The sequence below is a fragment of the Rugamonas aquatica genome (assembly GCF_009380215.1).
GTDB classification, from domain to species: Bacteria; Pseudomonadota; Gammaproteobacteria; order Burkholderiales; family Burkholderiaceae_D; genus Rugamonas; species Rugamonas aquatica_B.
Genome location: NZ_WHUG01000002.1, coordinates 224,634 through 241,203 on the forward strand (window position 1 = coordinate 224,634; position 16,570 = coordinate 241,203).

Below are 16,570 nucleotides of genomic sequence, written 5' to 3' on the forward strand. Positions count from 1 at the left end.
GCTGGCCTTTGTCAGTCGATGGACCAGACATAGGTCAGTGTGGCCCAGGTCGGATCGGCCTGGCTGTCGCTGCTGGCAGGTTTGAACCGGCATTGCGACAGCGCCTTGCGTGCAGCCTTGTCCAGGTCGGAGGAACCGCTCGACTTCTGTATCTTCGATTCAAGGACTCGGCCATCGTTAGCCACCAGCAGCGCCAGTAGTACCGAGCCGCTCTCGCCATTGCGGTAGGCGGTGATCGGGTAGGCCGGCGTGGGGCAAGCGCGCGCGTCGACAAGTACAGCGGGACGCAGCGCCGAGCTGGCGCTGCTGGCGCTGACGCTGGCGACCGGTGGCGCGCTCGCCCGGCTTGCTTCAGCCACGACGGGCTTCGCTTCGCTGCGCGCAGGAACCGGATCTGCCGGGCGCTCGGCTTCCTCGCGCGCACGGCTCGCCTCGGGCGCTGCGGCGGACCTGGCGGCTTGGACGGGAGCGGCGGGCGCCGGAGCCGGTTTGGCTGCCTCGGCAGGCTTGGCTGGCGGTGGCGGCGGCGGTTGTTTTGTGTTGGATGCCAGGCTAGGCAAGTCCAGCTTGTGCAGGCCCAGGCCCATGCTTTTCAACATGGCTGTCAGGCGTTCATATTCCGTCGCCTTGGCGGTTGCGCTTGGCGCTTTTTGGGGGGCGGCTGGCTTCGACAGTTCCGCCGCGACAGCCCCTATGCCGGAGGGGGCTGCGGTTTCGGCGGTACCGGCGCCGGCAGCCTTGCCTTTGGCTGCGCTGCTCGCCGCGTGCGCGCTGGACTGCTCCGGTTCCTGGGTGGATGGAGCGGCGTCTGCGGTGTAAAAAGCCGCCTGCTCAACGCGCAGCATCGTCTGATTGTCCCGCCAGACATACCATAACGCTGCCATGACCGAGAGGATGAGCAGGCACAGCACGGCAGCGGCGATGCGGGCATGCCGGCCTTGCACGTGGCGGTGTATGCCGCGGAGCATCTCATCCGCCTTTTTCCTGACGGCAGGGCGCTGTTCGTAGAGGATCTGCAAATCGTAGAGTTCCCGCTGATCCAGATCGGACAGTACGCTGTACGCGGTGTTCAAGCGCGCCATCATCTGCACGGCGGCCTCGTCGCCAACGTTCTTATCCGGGTGATGTTTCTGCGATAGCGAACGATAGGCCGCGCGTATCACTTCTGGTGGAGCGTCGCGGGTGACGTTGAGGCATTCGTAGTGGCTGGGAAATTTTGTCATCGGATAGAGCGATTGTTATTGACCGCGACCTGGGCATGGAACTTGTCGACAGTGCAAGATACTATATTGAAATCACGTTGCGCGAACGCATTCTCAGCAGTTGCTGGGAAAGAATGACCAAAAAACAACAAAATGTGTTGCGCCGGCGCGGCAGGCCGGTCTGGAGGAGGGACGGGGGATCCGGGAAGCGGTTCTGGTCGGGGTGAGAGGATTCGAACCTCCGGCCTCTGCGTCCCGAACGCAGCGCTCTACCAGGCTGAGCCACACCCCGATTACGTAATAATTACACCAGATTTCATCGCTGTTTTCAATCGGGCGCAAACAAGCTGCTGGCGCCGCAAACCCGCCAATTTGTGACCAGATTCCAACGCTCAGCCCGCTAATGGCAAGTTTCTTGCTTTGCAAAAAGATCAAGATGGTTAATATGATTAATTATCAGAATATGCATCTTTTTGGGGCGTCGCCCTTACTGACATGGGAAGGTCTGGCATGAAGATACGACAAAAGATTATGTGCAGTTCCGTCGCTGCGGCGATGGCGGTGTTGTCCGCTCCGGCTTGGGCGCAGGTCAAGCCGTCCGACGAGATCGAAGTGGTCAAGGTCACGGCGCAGAAGCGCAAGGAAGATCCGGCCAAGGTGGCGATGAGCATCACCGCCGTCACCGGCGCCCAGCTCCAGGCCGAACACGTCAACGACTTCACCGACCTCACGCGCGTGGTGCCCAACATCTCCTTCACCGCCGCCAGCGGCAACGGCGGTGCCGGGCCCGGCACCGAGAACATCGAGATCCGCGGCATCAGCTCGACGGCCGGCGCGGCCACGGTCGGCATCTATCTGGGCGATGTCTCCATCACGGTCGGCAACGTCTACACCATGGGCACGGTCGAGCCGAAGTTCTTCGACATCGACCGCGTCGAAGTGCTGCGCGGCCCGCAGGCCACTTTGTACGGCGCCAGCTCCATGGGCGGCACCATCAAGTTCGTGCCGAACGAGCCGGACCTGAAGGAGCGCGAATTCAGCACCTATGGCGAGCTGTCCAACACCAAGGGCGGTAGCGGCAACTACGCGGCCAATATGGTCGCCAACTTCCCGCTGATCCCGGACGAACTGGCGCTGCGCATCGGCGTGCAGGCCCAGCACACGGGCGGCTACATCAATCAGGTCGATGGCGACGGCAAGAACCTGGCCAGCAATATCAACAAACTCAGCGACCAGGAAATGCGCATGGCGCTGAAGTGGAAGCCGATCCGCTCGGTGACGATCACGCCATCGGTCTACTACCAGAAGGTCGACGCCAAGGATATCGCCGCCTTCAACCTGGACCGTCCGAACTACCAGGCGCAGAAGCAGGTGCGTGAACCGTCCAAGGATACGCTGCTGACGCCCAGCGTCACCGTCAATTGGGACCTGGGCGCGATGGACCTGACCTCGGCCACCAGCTACTTCGAGCGCAAGTTCGACCGCACGCAAAACGGCTCGGCCTACAACAGTTATTCGCTGTCGACCTTCCTGACTTCGACCGATGACGGCGGCAAGGCGCCGCCGGAACTGATCGCGGCGATCGCCGGCCTGCCGTCGGCGGTCTACCTGAACAACCAGGTGCGCCAGGTGTCGCAGGAATTCCGCCTGGCGTCGCGGCCTTACGATGCGGCCGTGTCGCCGTGGACCTGGCTGGCCGGCACCTACTTCTCCAACCAGCACACCAACATCATCGAGAACGATCCGATCTTCGGCGTCACCGATACCTTCAAGAGCTTCGGCTTCGACATCGCCGATCCGGACCTGCTGCCCGGCGCGCGGCCCGGCCAGTTCCCGGGCGATAACTCGTTTGCCGGCGCCTTCCACTTCCGCGAGAAGCAGAGCTCGGTCTTCGGCGAGGTCAACTACTACTTCACGCCGACCGTGCACGCCACGGTGGGCGCGCGCTACCTGAAGGCCGATTCCACGCTGGACCAGCGCAACGGCAACTACCTGGCCGGCGCCGGCAACAACAGCAGCGCCAGTTCGTCGTCGAAGGCCTTCACGCCGAAGTACGCGCTGACGTGGGAAGTCAATCCGACCAACACCGTCTACACCAGCGTGGCCAAGGGCTTCCGCCTGGGCGGCAACAACATCTACGTGCCGCCGACCACCTGCTCGCAAGACCTGGAGGCGAACGGCCTGACCAAGGGCCCGGATTCGTATTCGGCCGACAGCCTGTGGAGCTACGAGGTGGGCAGCAAGTCGCGCTTCCTCAACAACCGCCTGACGGTCAACGCCGACGTGTTCTACGTGAAGTGGAAGAACATCCAGCAGGGTGTCTACCTGCCGACCTGCGCCTACACCTACAACGCCAACGCCGGCGACGCCACCAGCAAGGGCTTCGAGTTCGACATCAAGGCCAAGCCGCTGCCGGGTCTGACGCTGACGGCCTCGGCCGGCTACGTCAAGGCCGAGCTGTCGAACGACGAGGGCTCGCGCAACGGCGTGGTGGGCGCGGTGGCCGGTGCGCAAGTGCAGGGCGTGCCGAAATATAACGCCGCCTTCAACGCCACCTACAACTTCGCGGTGTTCGGCGACAAGAGCGCGTTCGTGATGGGCGGCATGCAGTGGGTGGGCGCCAGCAAGGGCTCGCTCAATCCGGCGCAGACCGACTACCAGCGTCCGGCCTATCACACGGCCGACTTCAGCGCCGGCATGGCCTTCGACCGTTACAACGTCAGCGTGTTCGTCAAGAACGCCTTCGACAATGACACGGTGATCCAGCATCCTCAAGTGGCGTCCATCGTGCAGGGCTACCGGCTGGCGCCGCGCAGCATAGGCGTGAGCGTGGCGGCGAAGTTTTAAGCGATAATGCTGCCTTTGAATTCCACGCAAGGGCAGCATCATGACCATCACGATTTATCACAACAACGCCTGCGGTACTTCGCGCAAGACGCTGGAGGCGATACGCGCCACCGGCGTCGAGCCGGAGATCGTCGACTACGTCAAGAACCCGCCGTCGCGCGAGGCGCTGAAGGCCATGATCGCCAAGGCCGGCCTGAGCACGCGCGCGGCGATGCGCGACAAGGGCGATCTGTACGAAGAGCTGGGCCTGGCCGACGCCTCGCTGTCGGATGACGCGCTGCTCGACGCGATGATGGCCCATCCCATCCTGATCAATCGCCCGTTCGTGGTGACGGACAAGGGCGTGCGCCTGTGCCGTCCATCCGAGCTGGTGCTGGAACTGCTGTAAGCGAACTTGCGTCCTGTGATTCAACAACTTCACTTGATGAGAGAAGCATATATTGACTCGATGATTGCGTCGTCGACGCCTGCGTTCAAGGCGTAGACTGCGGGGACAGGTGCGGTCGCATCGCATTGCAATACCAAGGAAAATCCATGAGTGAGCAGGCCAGTACAGATGGCGGGGCAGACAAGGCGACTACCTCCGTGGGGGAGCTCACGTTAATTTCCAGTTTGTTTCATCAGATTAATCGGGTTTTGCCTGAGCAGCAGAAGTTATTATTCTTGCGTCCTGACATGAAAGCGGCAGAGGCCCTGTCTCTTCTTAAACTCAATGGCTACTCTCAGGCCCCAGTCATTTTCAACGGCTCGGTTTTAGGGGTTTTTTCCTTTCGCTCATTTTCTTTAAAGTGTGCGGACTTTTCGCTGGAGCATGCGCAAAAGGAGAGGCGAGCGCCCGGAGACTTCACCGTGGATGAATGCCTCGAGCAGTTTACATACGTTCGAATAACTGAGGAACTGCAAAATACTTTTGACGCCATGGAGCGCGACAACGGCGTCTTGGTCGGCAATCCTGAACTGCCGCAAGGTATTCTTACGCCGATGGATCTTTTACGCTATCTTTATAGAGTCACCAAACCATTTGTCATGATTTCTGAGATTGAAACGGCGTTGAGGGCGCTCATGAATAGTGCTGTAAGCTCCGTCGAGTTGGCCGAGTGCTCCAATCGCGCCTTGGCTCAGCATTATGGGGTGGGCAAGGCACCTCAGTCCCTGCTTGAGATGACTTTTGATAATTACAGGGCGATCATATCCCACGGAGGAAACTGGCCTAAATTTGCCCCGGTGCTCGGCGCGAATAGGGCACGCGTTTCTGCGAAGTTGAGTGAGATCGGCGAACTTCGTAATGATATATTTCATTTCAAGCGGGAGATTACTTTGCAAGAGCACGAATTGTTGGGCAACCATCGCGAATGGCTCTTGATCCAAGCAAGGATAGTCGACTTGAGCGAAAAAGAGGGGAAGTTATGAGCTACGATGCGATGGCCCCAATAGTTGGAGAACTGGCTTCATTCCAGCAGGATTTTGTGGATGAGTTCTTGCGGGCACCTCCCGAGAAGCGTCTTTGGCGTCTTGATTGGCCAACCGGTGCAGGGAAGACGCTGACTATCGCCCACATACTCAAGGGAACCCTCTCGGCACAGCCAGGCGCGCGTATATTGGCCATATTTGACCGCCAAGTTTTGTTGCGAGCTTTTTTTGAGCGCGCCACTTCTATGGGAATAAGTTGCATCATCATGGATCGGTATGGATATCGCGTTATGCAAGACGCGACTGTATCGGGAAAACCGATGTGGCCTCGCGGGCAAGTGTATTTACTGGACGAGCAGTTTGCCAAAATGGATGACGTCGCAGCGAGTCTGTGCTCTGCCGACTGGACCTTATTGTTGGCGATCTCTTCTACAGCCATATTTGGTCCCGGCCAATTGGCGGAGCGGCTTATGTCCTGCTCACCGGCGCTTCGCGTCTTAGCCGAGTCCTATGTGAGAACTGAATGGCGGAATATTGGCGACAACTCCTGGAGCAGTGCCGGACTGAACGCCGATGAGATTGCCAAGTCGGTCGGGATCTCCGCTGATCAGCAGTTGTTTCCAACATTGTCCGTTTTAAGCCCGCAACCGACGACTTCCGAGTCGATCGTGCTTGAGTCGGTCGCATCAATCATCCGTATCGCGGGAGACCTCAAGTCCGAGCAGGTTGCTCAAGATCTTGCTTCACGACTTAAGTCGAGCTTGATTGCGTTTGAAGAAGCCGCTCGTGGACTCAGAAACGACATTGCGCATGGAGCAAGGTCATGGTCTGCTGCTGAATTCAAGGGAAAGGACTCAGCCTTGTCCGATGTCCCACATCTGTTTTTGGCATTGACAGAGTTTCTGCGTCAGATAGAAGATCTGTCGGCGGATTCCAAACTGAGCGCCCTGAAATCCTGTCTTGAAAAGGACTTCGGTGCCTATAGTGGACTATCGCACGTCTATATTTACGCATCCTATACCGCCACATTGCGATACCTGAAGGCCGCTTTGGATGATGTAGGCGTTCCGGTTCGCCTGCTGCTCGATACCGCCACGCATAGTGAGCGTCAGCAACTTATTGCGGACTTTACTGAGCATGGCGGCATCCTGCTTGGCTCCTTGTTGCTGGCGGAGAGTGCGGACTTCAGCTTTGTGAGCACATTGATATTGTACGACTTGCCTGAGGGGGCAAATACCCTAGACCAACTCTATGGACGGTTTCAGCGAGCGCGGCGCGGCAAACTTAAATTGGTGGCGTTCGATAATCTGGATTTGGCGGCGTCGTCGGCGGCGGCCATCATCGAGCAGCTCAAAGAAGTGATTGAACTCCCAAGTTAGGCTTGTACCAACCCTGAGCCCATCGAATGAGAGGGGCTGTCCTTGCACAACGGCGCCTGAGGCGCCGTTGTCGTTTAGTGCGTGCGGTGGACCGAGAAGTGGGCCAGCTGCAGCAGCGATTCCTTGTAGACGCTGTCGGGCAGGTCGGCAATCGCGGCGGCGGCGCGTTCGGCCGCCGTCACCGCCTGCTGGCGCGTGTAGTCCAGCGCGCCGCTGGTGGTGATCGCCGCCAGGATGGTGTCGAAGTGCTGCTCGTCGCCTTGTTCGATGCAGCTGCGCACCAGCTCGCGCTGTTCCGGCGTGCCATTTTCCATCAGGTAGATCAGCGGCAGCGTCGGCTTGCCTTCGCGCAGGTCGTCGCCGACGTTCTTGCCGATTTCATTGGCGTCGCCGGCATAGTCCAGCACGTCGTCGATCAGCTGGAAGGCCGTGCCCAGCGAACGGCCGTATTCGCCGGCCGCTTCGATTTGCGTATCGTTGCAGCCGGAAATCAGCGCGCCCAGCTCGGCCGCCGCTTCGAACAGCTTGGCGGTCTTGGAGCGGATCACTTGCAGATAGCGTTCCTGGTTGACGTCCGGGTCGTGCATGTTCAGCAGCTGCAGCACTTCGCCTTCGGCGATGACGTTGGTGGCGTCCGACAGGATCTGCATCACGCGCATATTGTTCAGGCCGACCATCATCTGGAAGGCGCGCGAGTACAGGAAGTCGCCCACCAGCACCGAGGCGGCATTGCCGAACAGGGCGTTGGCGGTGGCGCGGCCACGGCGCAGCGACGATTCGTCGACCACGTCGTCATGCAGCAGCGTTGCGGTGTGGATGAATTCGACCACCGCCGCCAGCTCATGGTGCGCGGTGCCCTTGTAGGAATAGGCGTTGGCCACCAGCAGCACCAGCACGGGACGGATGCGTTTGCCCCCGGCGCTGATGATGTATTCAGCAATCTGGTTGACCAGGCTGACTTCGGAATGCAGTTTCTGGCGGATCACCGTGTTGACCGCGTCCATGTCGGCGGCGATCGTGTGGGCGATATTGTTTTGGGTGGCGTTTTGGGTAGCGGCAGACAAGGCGAACCTGTGCGGTAGACTATTGGTGCCGAGATTATACGTCATGCCCCCGTGTACAGGGGCGCTGAGGCCGGTGGACGGCAACATGTTTGCCAAATATGTAACGCATTGGCGACTGCAAAATTGTCGACATACCACGCCCGCCAGCATTTGTGAATAGTTTTTGACGCGAAATCCCATCCCATGTATAATCAGCGGTTCCCCGGTTTTCATGCCTGCCTCTCAAGGGCGTTGCAAGGATATCGGACGAAATTTTCTTAATCATTTGATGAGGTTTCAAATCATGTACGCGGTCATAAAAACCGGTGGCAAACAATACAAAGTTGTCGCTGGCGAAAAACTTAAAGTAGAACAGATACCGGCAGACATTGGTTCCGAACTCACCATCGATCAGGTCCTCGCCGTTGGCGAAGGCGAGAGCATCAAATTTGGTGCTCCTCTGGTTGAGGGTGCAAAGGTACTGGTTACTGTTGTGGCACACGGTCGTCACGATAAAGTGAAGATTTTCAAGATGCGTCGTCGTAAGCACTACCAGAAGCATCAAGGCCATCGCCAAAATTACACCGAAATCCAAATCGTATCGATCAACGGCTAATCGCCGTTTGCCCGAGAATTAGTATCCAAGGAGTCTTAAATGGCACACAAAAAAGGCGGCGGCACAACGCGAAATGGTCGTGACTCAGAATCAAAACGCCTGGGCGTTAAGGTTTACGGCGGTCAATCGATCAATGCTGGTGGCATCATCATTCGTCAACGCGGCACGCCAGTGCGCGCCGGCGAAGGTGTTGGCATGGGCAAAGACCACACCCTGTTCGCTCTGGTGGACGGCAAGGTCAAGTTCGTAGTCAAGGGCGAAGGTTCGAAGCAATTCGTTACCGTCGTTCCAGCGTAAATAACGCTACCCGGCTCGTAGTGATGCGGGTCGACTTGGCTCGCACTGCGAGCCAAGTCTGTAAGGCGCAAGCCTTCAATCGAAAGGCTCTGCCCACGGTAGGGCCTTTTTAGTTTTATGGCGGTACATCATGAAGTTTATCGACGAAGCAAAAATTGAAGTAATCGGTGGTGACGGCGGCAATGGTTGCGCCTCGTTTTGCCGTGAAAAATTCCGCCCGTTCGGCGGCCCTGACGGCGGCGACGGCGGCAAGGGTGGCTCGATTTGGGCTGTAGCGGACCGTAACATCAATACCTTGGTCGATTTCCGCTTCTCCAAAGTGCACCGCGGTAAAGACGGCGAATCCGGCCGTGGCGCCGATTGCTACGGCAAGGGCGCTGACGACATCCATCTGCGCATGCCGGTCGGCACGCTGATTATCGATGATCTGTCCGGCGAAATCCTGGCCGATTTGACCGAACACGGCCAGATGGAACTGCTGGCCAAGGGCGGCGAGGGCGGCTGGGGCAACATCCACTTCAAGACCTCGACCAACCGCGCCCCGCGTCAAAAGACCGAAGGCAAGGAAGGCGAACGCCGCGACATCCGTCTGGAACTGAAGGTGCTGGCCGATGTCGGCCTGCTGGGCATGCCGAACGCCGGCAAGTCGACCTTTATTTCGGCCGTGTCGAATGCGCGTCCAAAAATTGCCGACTACCCGTTCACGACGCTGCACCCTAACCTGGGCGTGGTCCGCGTGTCGCACGAGAAGAGCTTTGTGATCGCCGATATTCCCGGCTTGATCGAAGGCGCTTCCGAAGGCGCCGGCCTGGGCCACCAGTTCCTGCGCCACTTGCAGCGCACCGGCCTGCTGCTGCACATCGTCGACCTGGCACCGTTCGAAACGGAAGTCGATCCGGTCAAGGAAGCCAAGGCGCTGGTCAACGAACTGAAAAAATACGACGAAGCATTGGTCGACAAGCCGCGCTGGCTGGTGTTGAACAAGCTGGACATGGTGCCGGAAGCGGAGCGCGTCAAGCGCGTCAAGGACTTCATCAAGAAGTTCGGCTTCAAGGGCCCTGTGTTCGAGATCTCCGCGCTGAGCCACGACGGCACGCAGGAGCTGGTCAACGCCATCCAGAAGCACCTGGAAGAGAAGCGCCACACCGAGCAGCGCGCGGAAGAAACCCAGATGACGGAAGAGGCGCGTGGCATCTCGTCCATCGATCCGGACGATCCGCGTTTCAAAATCCTCGACTAATCCTCTGCATCACCGGCATAATCAGTTATCAGCTGATTATGCCTTTCCATCTCGGCGCCCGTCCTGCCACAGCAGGGCCGGCGACTGTTAGCGGCAAAGCAGGGCAATCCGCCCGCCAAATCACAGCACTGAACCCATCATCCGCTTGTTTGGAGAATTGTCGCACCCATGAATTCCGTCATACAAAAAGCTACGCGCATCATCATCAAGGTCGGTTCCTCGCTCGTCACCAACGACGGCCGTGGCCTGGACCACGCCGCCATCGCGCGCTGGGCGTCACAGATTGCGGGCCTGCGGGCCCTGGGCAAGGAAGTCGTGCTGGTATCGTCCGGCGCCATCGCCGAGGGCATGCTTCGCCTGGGCTTCGAGCAGCGCCCCACCGACATCCATGAATTGCAGGCCTGCGCCGCCGTCGGCCAGATGGGCCTGGCGCAGATTTACGAGACCAGCTTCCGCGCCCACCAGCTGGGCACGGCGCAAGTGCTGCTGACCCACGCCGACCTGGCCGACCGCGAACGCTACCTGAACGCGCGCTCGACGCTGACCACCTTGCTGCGGCTGGGCGTGGTACCCATCATCAACGAGAACGACACCGTCGTCACCGATGAAATCAAGTTCGGCGACAACGATACGCTGGGCGCGCTGGTGGCCAACCTGATCGAGGCCGACGCGCTGATTATCCTGACCGACCAGCAAGGCTTGTACAGCGCCGATCCGCGCAAGGATCCGTCGGCGACGCTGATCCAGCAAGGCCGCGCCGGCGATCTGGCGCTGGAGGCGATGGCAGGCGGTGCGGGCAGCAGCCTGGGTCGCGGCGGCATGCTGACCAAGATCCTGGCGGCCAAGCGCGCCGCCAAGTCGGGCGCGCATACCGTCATCGCGTATGGCCGCGAGAACAATGTGCTGGAGCGGCTGGCGAGCGGCGAGGCGATCGGCACCGAACTGGCGGCGCAGACCGGCCACCTGACGGCGCGCAAGCAGTGGATGGCCGATCACCTGCACACGGCGGGGCAGGTGGTGCTGGACGACGGCGCGGTGCAGAAACTGAGCAAGGAAGGCAAGTCGCTGCTGCCGATCGGCGTGGTCGATGTGAAGGGCGAGTTCGGACGCGGCGCGGTCATCACCTGCGTCAGCCCGGACGGCGTGGCGGTGGCGCGCGGGCTGTCCAACTACACCAGCGCGGAAACGCGTCGCATCATGCGCAAGCCGTCGAGCGAAATCGAATCCATCCTGGGCTTCGTCGAAGGCCAGGAGCTGATCCACCGCGACAACCTGGTGCTGGTTTAATCTAGAGGTTGTCCGGAGCCGGGGTCTTGCTGCGGTAGTCGCACAGGTCGAGCTGCATGCAGTTCCAGCACTCCGGCTTGCGCGCCTTGCAGGTGTAGCGGCCGTGCAGGATCAGCCAGTGGTGGGCGTCCTGCAAAAATTCCTTCGGCACGAATTTCAACAGCTTCTGTTCGACGATGTCGACGTTCTTGCCCGGCGCCAGGCCGGTGCGGTTGGAGACGCGGAAGATGTGCGTGTCCACCGCCATCGTCGGTTCGCCGAAAGCCGTGTTCATCACCACGTTGGCGGTCTTGCGGCCCACGCCCGGCAGCGCCTCCAGCGACTCGCGGTCGCGCGGCACTTCGCCGCCGTGCAGCTCCACCAGCATCCGGCACGTCGAGATGACGTTCTTGGCCTTGGTCTTGTACAGGCCGATGGTCTGGATGTAGGTCTTCAATTCCTCTTCACCCAGGTCCAGTATGGCCTGCGGCGTGTTCGCCACCGGATACAGCTTGCGCGTGGCCTTGTTGACGCCGACGTCGGTGGCCTGCGCCGACAGCAGCACGGCGATCAGCAGTTCGAATGGCGACGTGTATTCAAGTTCGGTTTCTGGTTTGGGATTGGCGGCGCGGAAGCGCTCGAACATTTCTTGGCGTTTGGCTGGATTCATTGCTTGGTTTCAGATTCTTTTTTCAAACGGGCGCGCTCCATCGCGGCGGCGATGATGGCGCGCTTGCGTTCCTTCTCCGCTTCGCCGGCGGCATCGGCCGGATCGAGCGCGTGCACCGCAGCCATCTTGGCCTGGGCCTTGGCGGCCAGGCGGGCGTCGTTTTCCTGCTGGTCGCGCCGCAGGCGCAGGGTGCGGAAATCGTGGCGTTCGCGCGCGGCGTCGGCGTCGGCCTGGCGCCAGGCGTCCCAGCCGGTGGTCTCGGTGACGGGGTACATGACGATGCAGTCGACCGGGCAGGGCGCGACGCACAGGTCGCAGCCGGTGCACAGCTCGGGCGCCACGGTGTGCATCAGCTTGGCCGCGCCGATGATGGCGTCGACCGGGCAGGCCTGGATGCACAGCGTGCAGCCTATGCACAGCGACTCGTCGATGTAGGCGACCGCGCGCGGGCGCTCCAGGCCGTTGACCGGGTTCAGCGCGATGACCGGGTAGCCGGTCACCGATGACAGCCTGGCGATGCCTTCCGCGCCGCCTGGCGGGCATTGGTTGATCTGGGCGGCGCCGGCGGCGATCGCTTCCGCATACGGCCGGCAGCCGTCATAGCCGCACTTGGTGCATTGCGTTTGCGGCAGGACGTCTTCGATGCGGTCGGCGAGTGAGGGGGGAGTCGGCACGGCGGATGTGATGGCGATAAAGCGCCATTATCCAATAAAAAAGCCCGTGTGGCTTGGCGACGTTGTCGAACGTCGCCAGCACACACGGGCTACTGGTGGAGGACGGTGTCCGCTCAGCCGTGTTTCTTGATGAAGTCGGTGATTTTCGGGCACACCATCTCGCGCCAGCGGCGGCCGGAGAAGATGCCGTAGTGGCCGGCGCCGGGCGCGACATAGTCCTGCTGCATGTCGGCCGGGATGCCGGTGCACAGGTCGTGCGCGGCCTGGGTCTGGCCGGCGCCGGAGATGTCGTCCAGCTCGCCCTCGACGGTGAACAGCGCCACCGAGGTGATGTCCTGCGGACGCACCAGGTTGCCGCCGACCTTCCACGTGCCCATCGGCAGCGCGAAGTCCTGGAACACGGTCTTGATCGTGTCGAGGTAGTACTCGGCCGGCATGTCCAGCACGGCGTTGTATTCGTCGTAGAACTTGCGGTGGCTGTCGGCCGGCTCGTCGTCGCCTTCGACCAGGTGCATGTAGAACTCGCGGTGGCTCTGCGCATGGCGGCCCGGGTTCATGGCGATGAAGCCGGCGTGCTGCAGGAAGCCTGGATACACTTTGCGGCCGAAGCCAGGGTAGTTCGGCGGCACCGCGTAGATCACGGTGTTTTCAAACCACGAGAATTTCTTTTCGGTGGCCAGGTTGTTGACCTGCGTAGGCGAGCGGCGCGGGTCGATCGGGCCGCCCATCATGGTCATGGTCTTCGGCAGCGCCGGATCCTTGGCGGTGGCCATCAGCGAAATCGCCGCCAGCACCGGCACGGTAGGCTGGCACACGGAAATCACGTGCACGTTCGGGCCCAGCTGGCGGATGAAGTCCTGCACGTAGTAGATGTAGTCGTCCAGGTGGAACGCACCTTCGGACAGCGGCACCATGCGCGCATCGGTCCAGTCGGTGATGTAGACGTCGTGGTCCAGCAACAGTCCGCGCACGGTGTCGCGCAGCAGCGTCGAATGGTGGCCGGACAGCGGCGCCACCAGCAGCACGGTAGGCTGCTTGAGGGCCTTGACCTTCTTGTCGTCCAGGTCTTTCTTGAAGTGGATCAGGCGGCAGAAGGCCTTGTTGGTGACGACCTGTTCGATGATGCCGACGCTCTCGCCCTTGAGCTCGATGCTGTCGATTTCAAACGCCGGTTTTTCGTAATCCTTGCCCAGCCGGTACATCAGCTCGTATCCGGCCGCGATCCGCTGCGAAAACGGCGTGTGCGCCAGCGGCGACACCGGATTGCTGAACATCTTGGACGAGGCGTCGGCCCATTGCATCAGGGGCGTCAGGAACGAGCGTTGCATTTCGTGCAGTTGGTAGAGCATATGTATTCCTGGGATCGAGAGCTTGGTGCGATGCACCAATACCATACATCATAAGCCAGATTATAGAATAATTGTTCGTGACGTAAAGCATTCCAAAATACTGCGGGGCAAGGGTACGTATTATCCACAGTCCCGCTGTGGTCAAATAATAATACCGCCGAACCAATAAAAAAAGCAGCGTTTCCGCTGCTTTTGTGTAGGACAGTTGCTTATCGTACTTAATCGAAGACCGGAGTCTCGACGCCCAGCACCTTGTGCAGTTTCGGCGAGGTGGTGGTGTACTGCATGTGGATCTTCTTGTCCGGGAAGATGTAGGGCGCGGCGCCGAAGGCGGCCAGCGCGGCTTCGTGGAAGCCCGACAGGATCAGCTTTTTCTTGCCCGGATAAGTGTTGATGTCGCCCACGGCGAAGATGCCCGGCACGTTGGTTTCGAACTTTTCAGTGTTCTGCACCTTCAGCTGGCGGCGCTCGATGTCCAGGCCCCATTCGGCGATCGGGCCCAGCTTCGGCGACAGGCCGAAGAACACCAGCAGCATGTCCAGCGGCACGCGGCGGGTGACGCCGTCGGCGCCGGTCACTTTCAGCTGCGACAGCTTGCCGTCGGCATCGACTTCATGGCCGGTGGCCTGGCCGATAATCAGCTGCATCTCGTATTCATCGCACAAGGCTTTCATCTTGGCGACCGACGCCGGCGCGGCGCGGAAGTCTTCGCGGCGGTGCAGCAGCACGACCGACTCGGCCTTGCCGACGAAGTTCAGCGCCCAGTCCAGCGCGGAGTCGCCGCCGCCGCAGATGACCAGGTTCTTGCCTTCGAACAGGGCAGGATCCTTGACTTTGTAGTGCAGCTGCGAGCCTTCGAACGCTTCGATGCCGTCGACCTTCAGCGTGCGCGCCTGGAACGAACCGACGCCGGCCGCGATGAAGATGGTCTTGGTGATGAAGGCGGTGCCGGTGCTGGTTTCGACGTCGAAACGGCCGTCGTCGCGGCGCGCGACCTTGGTCACTTCCTGGCCCAGGTGGAAAGTCGGTTCGAACGGCTCGATCTGCTTGAGCAGGTTGTCGGTCAATTCCTGGCCGGTGCACGACGGCACGGCAGGGATGTCGTAGATCGGCTTGTCCGGATACAGTTCCACGCACTGTCCGCCCACCGCGCCCAGCGAATCGATCACGTGGGCTTTGATTTCCAGCAGGCCGAGTTCGAAGACCTGGAACAGGCCGACCGGGCCGGCGCCGATGATGACGGCATCGGCTTCGATGACGCCAGGAGGAGTGACAGTGCTATTCATACGTGGGTTCCTGTTATTTCAGTAATGGTTAGGCAACACGAGGCTGCGCGCCGGCTGTCGCCAGCGGACGCGGAAGGCGCTGCCCCTTTGCTGCCTCGCCAGACGGTGTCTTAGCGTACCAGCAGGTGCAGTTTTTCTTTGACGTCCTTGAACTGATCCGCTTCCGCCAGCGGAGGGATAGTCTTGGTGATCGAAGGCCAGTTGCGGGCGAGGTCGACGTTGATCTTGATGAATTGCTGCTGGTCGCCCGGCACATCTTCTTCGGCAAAAATCGCGTTGACCGGGCATTCGGCCACGCAGACGGCGCAGTCGATGCACTCGTCTGGATCGATGGCGAGGAAGTTCGGGCCTTGGCGGAAACAATCTACCGGGCAAACATCGACGCAGTCCGTGTAGCGGCAGCTGATGCAAGATTCGGTGACAACGTGGGTCATAACAGTCCTATCAATGTTGGTGTGCAGCGGCGTCGGCGGCGGTGGGATGGCCCGGCTAACCTCAGCAAAGCACTGTATTTTAAGGTAATTCGCTATTTCTCACAAATTGCGCTTATATACAATACATATAAGCAAATTCGTTCCGGCACTGGGCGGGAAGCCGCCGCGCTCCGGGGCGGCCGGGCTGGCGCAGCCGCGGCGCAACTGGCATCATGGCGCTTTTTTGATTACCGAGGATGCCGGATGGCAGATATCAACATCGTCCAGGCGCACCACCTGGCGCCGGAAGCGGCCCGCGCGGCCGCCCAACAAGTGGCAGACAAGCTGGCCGAGCAATTTGATTTGGAATGTGTTTGGGACGGCGATGTGCTGCGTTTCGAGCGCAGCGGCGTCAGCGGATCGCTGAGTTTGCTTCAGGAAGAGGCCCGGTTGCATATCGAACTGGGCTTCCTGTTCGGCGCGTTCGCCTCGCAGATCGAGGCCAAGGTGGCCGATAAAATGCGCCGCGTGTTCACGGGCGCATAAGGGACGCAGCTTACTTCAGGCCTTCGATCAGGTCGATGTACTGCTGCTTGGCTTCGTCCAGCGAGGTGCCTTGCAGGGCGGCCCAGGCGTCGAACTTGGCGCGGCCGACGAAGTCGGTCATGCCGGGACGGTCGCCGGTGGCGTCGCCCGCCGAACCCTGCTTGAACAGCGCGTAGATCTTCAGCAGCGTCATGTTGTCCGGACGCTCAGGCAGATTCTTGGAATCGAGCTGGGCTTGCGCGAATTGCTCTTCTAAACTCATCACTTCTCCTCGTGTGTGGAATGGGGTACGCGCCATCATACCCGCAGCCACCGCAAAAGCCGCTAGAGGG

The 16,570-nt window shown here is 60.4% G+C and carries 17 protein-coding genes and 1 tRNA gene; 9 read left to right on the top strand and 9 right to left on the bottom strand.

What is annotated here, in order from left to right:
* Nucleotides 1–11: 11 nt before the first annotated feature.
* Nucleotides 12–1,223 (bottom strand): TonB family protein, encoded by a 1,212-nt coding sequence (locus GEV02_RS05275; RefSeq protein WP_152836906.1) that lies wholly within the window; start codon nucleotides 1,221–1,223, stop codon nucleotides 12–14.
* 194 nt (nucleotides 1,224–1,417) lie between these two features.
* A tRNA-Pro gene (locus GEV02_RS05280) sits at nucleotides 1,418–1,494 on the bottom strand.
* A 218-nt stretch (nucleotides 1,495–1,712) separates the two neighbouring features.
* Here GEV02_RS05280 and GEV02_RS05285 point away from each other — a divergent pair.
* The 4 genes from GEV02_RS05285 to GEV02_RS05300 all read left to right on the top strand — a co-directional run bounded on the left by GEV02_RS05285 (nucleotide 1,713) and on the right by GEV02_RS05300 (nucleotide 6,838).
* A complete protein-coding gene (locus GEV02_RS05285) occupies nucleotides 1,713–4,049 on the top strand; it encodes a TonB-dependent receptor (RefSeq protein WP_152836907.1) in 2,337 nt (778 codons plus the stop codon).
* 40 nt (nucleotides 4,050–4,089) lie between these two features.
* Nucleotides 4,090–4,437 (top strand): arsenate reductase (glutaredoxin), encoded by a 348-nt coding sequence (arsC, locus tag GEV02_RS05290; protein ID WP_152836908.1) that lies wholly within the window; start codon nucleotides 4,090–4,092, stop codon nucleotides 4,435–4,437.
* Between the two features lie 146 nt (nucleotides 4,438–4,583).
* Nucleotides 4,584–5,459, top strand: coding sequence for a CBS domain-containing protein (locus GEV02_RS05295; RefSeq protein ID WP_152836909.1), 876 nt, complete (start codon nucleotides 4,584–4,586; stop codon nucleotides 5,457–5,459).
* Nucleotides 5,456–6,838, top strand: coding sequence for a helicase-related protein (locus GEV02_RS05300; protein ID WP_174998985.1), 1,383 nt, complete (start codon nucleotides 5,456–5,458; stop codon nucleotides 6,836–6,838). The genes GEV02_RS05295 and GEV02_RS05300 overlap by 4 nt, the downstream gene beginning before the upstream one ends.
* 74 nt (nucleotides 6,839–6,912) lie before the next feature.
* Here the strand turns inward: GEV02_RS05300 and ispB are convergent, their stop codons facing one another.
* Entirely contained in the window at nucleotides 6,913–7,902 is a 990-nt protein-coding gene (gene ispB / locus GEV02_RS05305; RefSeq protein WP_152836911.1) for an octaprenyl diphosphate synthase, read from the bottom strand.
* A 283-nt stretch (nucleotides 7,903–8,185) separates the two neighbouring features.
* Here ispB and rplU point away from each other — a divergent pair, with 283 nt between their 5' ends.
* From rplU to proB, 4 genes are all read left to right on the top strand, one after another.
* Nucleotides 8,186–8,497 (top strand): 50S ribosomal protein L21, encoded by a 312-nt coding sequence (rplU, locus tag GEV02_RS05310; protein WP_008445658.1) that lies wholly within the window; start codon nucleotides 8,186–8,188, stop codon nucleotides 8,495–8,497.
* Nucleotides 8,498–8,536: 39 nt separating this feature from the next.
* On the top strand, nucleotides 8,537–8,794 hold the full coding sequence (gene rpmA / locus GEV02_RS05315; protein WP_008445659.1) for a 50S ribosomal protein L27: 258 nt from the start codon (nucleotides 8,537–8,539) through the stop codon (nucleotides 8,792–8,794).
* Between the two features lie 130 nt (nucleotides 8,795–8,924).
* The gene (gene obgE, locus GEV02_RS05320; protein ID WP_152836912.1) at nucleotides 8,925–10,034 is read left to right on the top strand and encodes a GTPase ObgE; all 1,110 of its coding nucleotides are present in this window, start codon (nucleotides 8,925–8,927) and stop codon (nucleotides 10,032–10,034) included.
* 168 nt (nucleotides 10,035–10,202) lie between these two features.
* Nucleotides 10,203–11,321 (top strand): glutamate 5-kinase, encoded by a 1,119-nt coding sequence (proB, locus tag GEV02_RS05325; protein WP_152836913.1) that lies wholly within the window; start codon nucleotides 10,203–10,205, stop codon nucleotides 11,319–11,321.
* 1 nt (nucleotide 11,322) lies between these two features.
* Here the strand turns inward: proB and nth are convergent, their stop codons facing one another.
* The 5 genes from nth to fdxA all read right to left on the bottom strand — a co-directional run bounded on the left by nth (nucleotide 11,323) and on the right by fdxA (nucleotide 15,713).
* On the bottom strand, nucleotides 11,323–11,970 hold the full coding sequence (gene nth / locus GEV02_RS05330; RefSeq protein WP_152804855.1) for an endonuclease III: 648 nt from the start codon (nucleotides 11,968–11,970) through the stop codon (nucleotides 11,323–11,325).
* Nucleotides 11,967–12,644 (bottom strand): electron transport complex subunit RsxB, encoded by a 678-nt coding sequence (gene rsxB / locus GEV02_RS05335; RefSeq protein WP_328595726.1) that lies wholly within the window; start codon nucleotides 12,642–12,644, stop codon nucleotides 11,967–11,969. The genes nth and rsxB overlap by 4 nt, the downstream gene beginning before the upstream one ends.
* A gap of 113 nt (nucleotides 12,645–12,757) precedes the next feature.
* Nucleotides 12,758–13,993, bottom strand: coding sequence for a polyhydroxyalkanoate depolymerase (locus GEV02_RS05340; protein WP_152836914.1), 1,236 nt, complete (start codon nucleotides 13,991–13,993; stop codon nucleotides 12,758–12,760).
* A gap of 218 nt (nucleotides 13,994–14,211) precedes the next feature.
* A complete protein-coding gene (locus GEV02_RS05345; RefSeq protein ID WP_152836915.1) occupies nucleotides 14,212–15,279 on the bottom strand; it encodes an NAD(P)/FAD-dependent oxidoreductase in 1,068 nt (355 codons plus the stop codon).
* A gap of 110 nt (nucleotides 15,280–15,389) precedes the next feature.
* Complete coding sequence (gene fdxA, locus GEV02_RS05350; protein WP_152804848.1) at nucleotides 15,390–15,713, bottom strand: ferredoxin FdxA; 324 nt, start codon at nucleotides 15,711–15,713, stop codon at nucleotides 15,390–15,392.
* Between the two features lie 243 nt (nucleotides 15,714–15,956).
* Between fdxA and GEV02_RS05355 the strand changes: the two genes are divergently transcribed.
* On the top strand, nucleotides 15,957–16,238 hold the full coding sequence (locus GEV02_RS05355; RefSeq protein WP_152836916.1) for a polyhydroxyalkanoic acid system family protein: 282 nt from the start codon (nucleotides 15,957–15,959) through the stop codon (nucleotides 16,236–16,238).
* A gap of 10 nt (nucleotides 16,239–16,248) precedes the next feature.
* Here the strand turns inward: GEV02_RS05355 and GEV02_RS05360 are convergent, their stop codons facing one another.
* Nucleotides 16,249–16,500, bottom strand: coding sequence for an acyl-CoA-binding protein (locus GEV02_RS05360; RefSeq protein WP_008445674.1), 252 nt, complete (start codon nucleotides 16,498–16,500; stop codon nucleotides 16,249–16,251).
* Nucleotides 16,501–16,570: the final 70 nt, after the last annotated feature.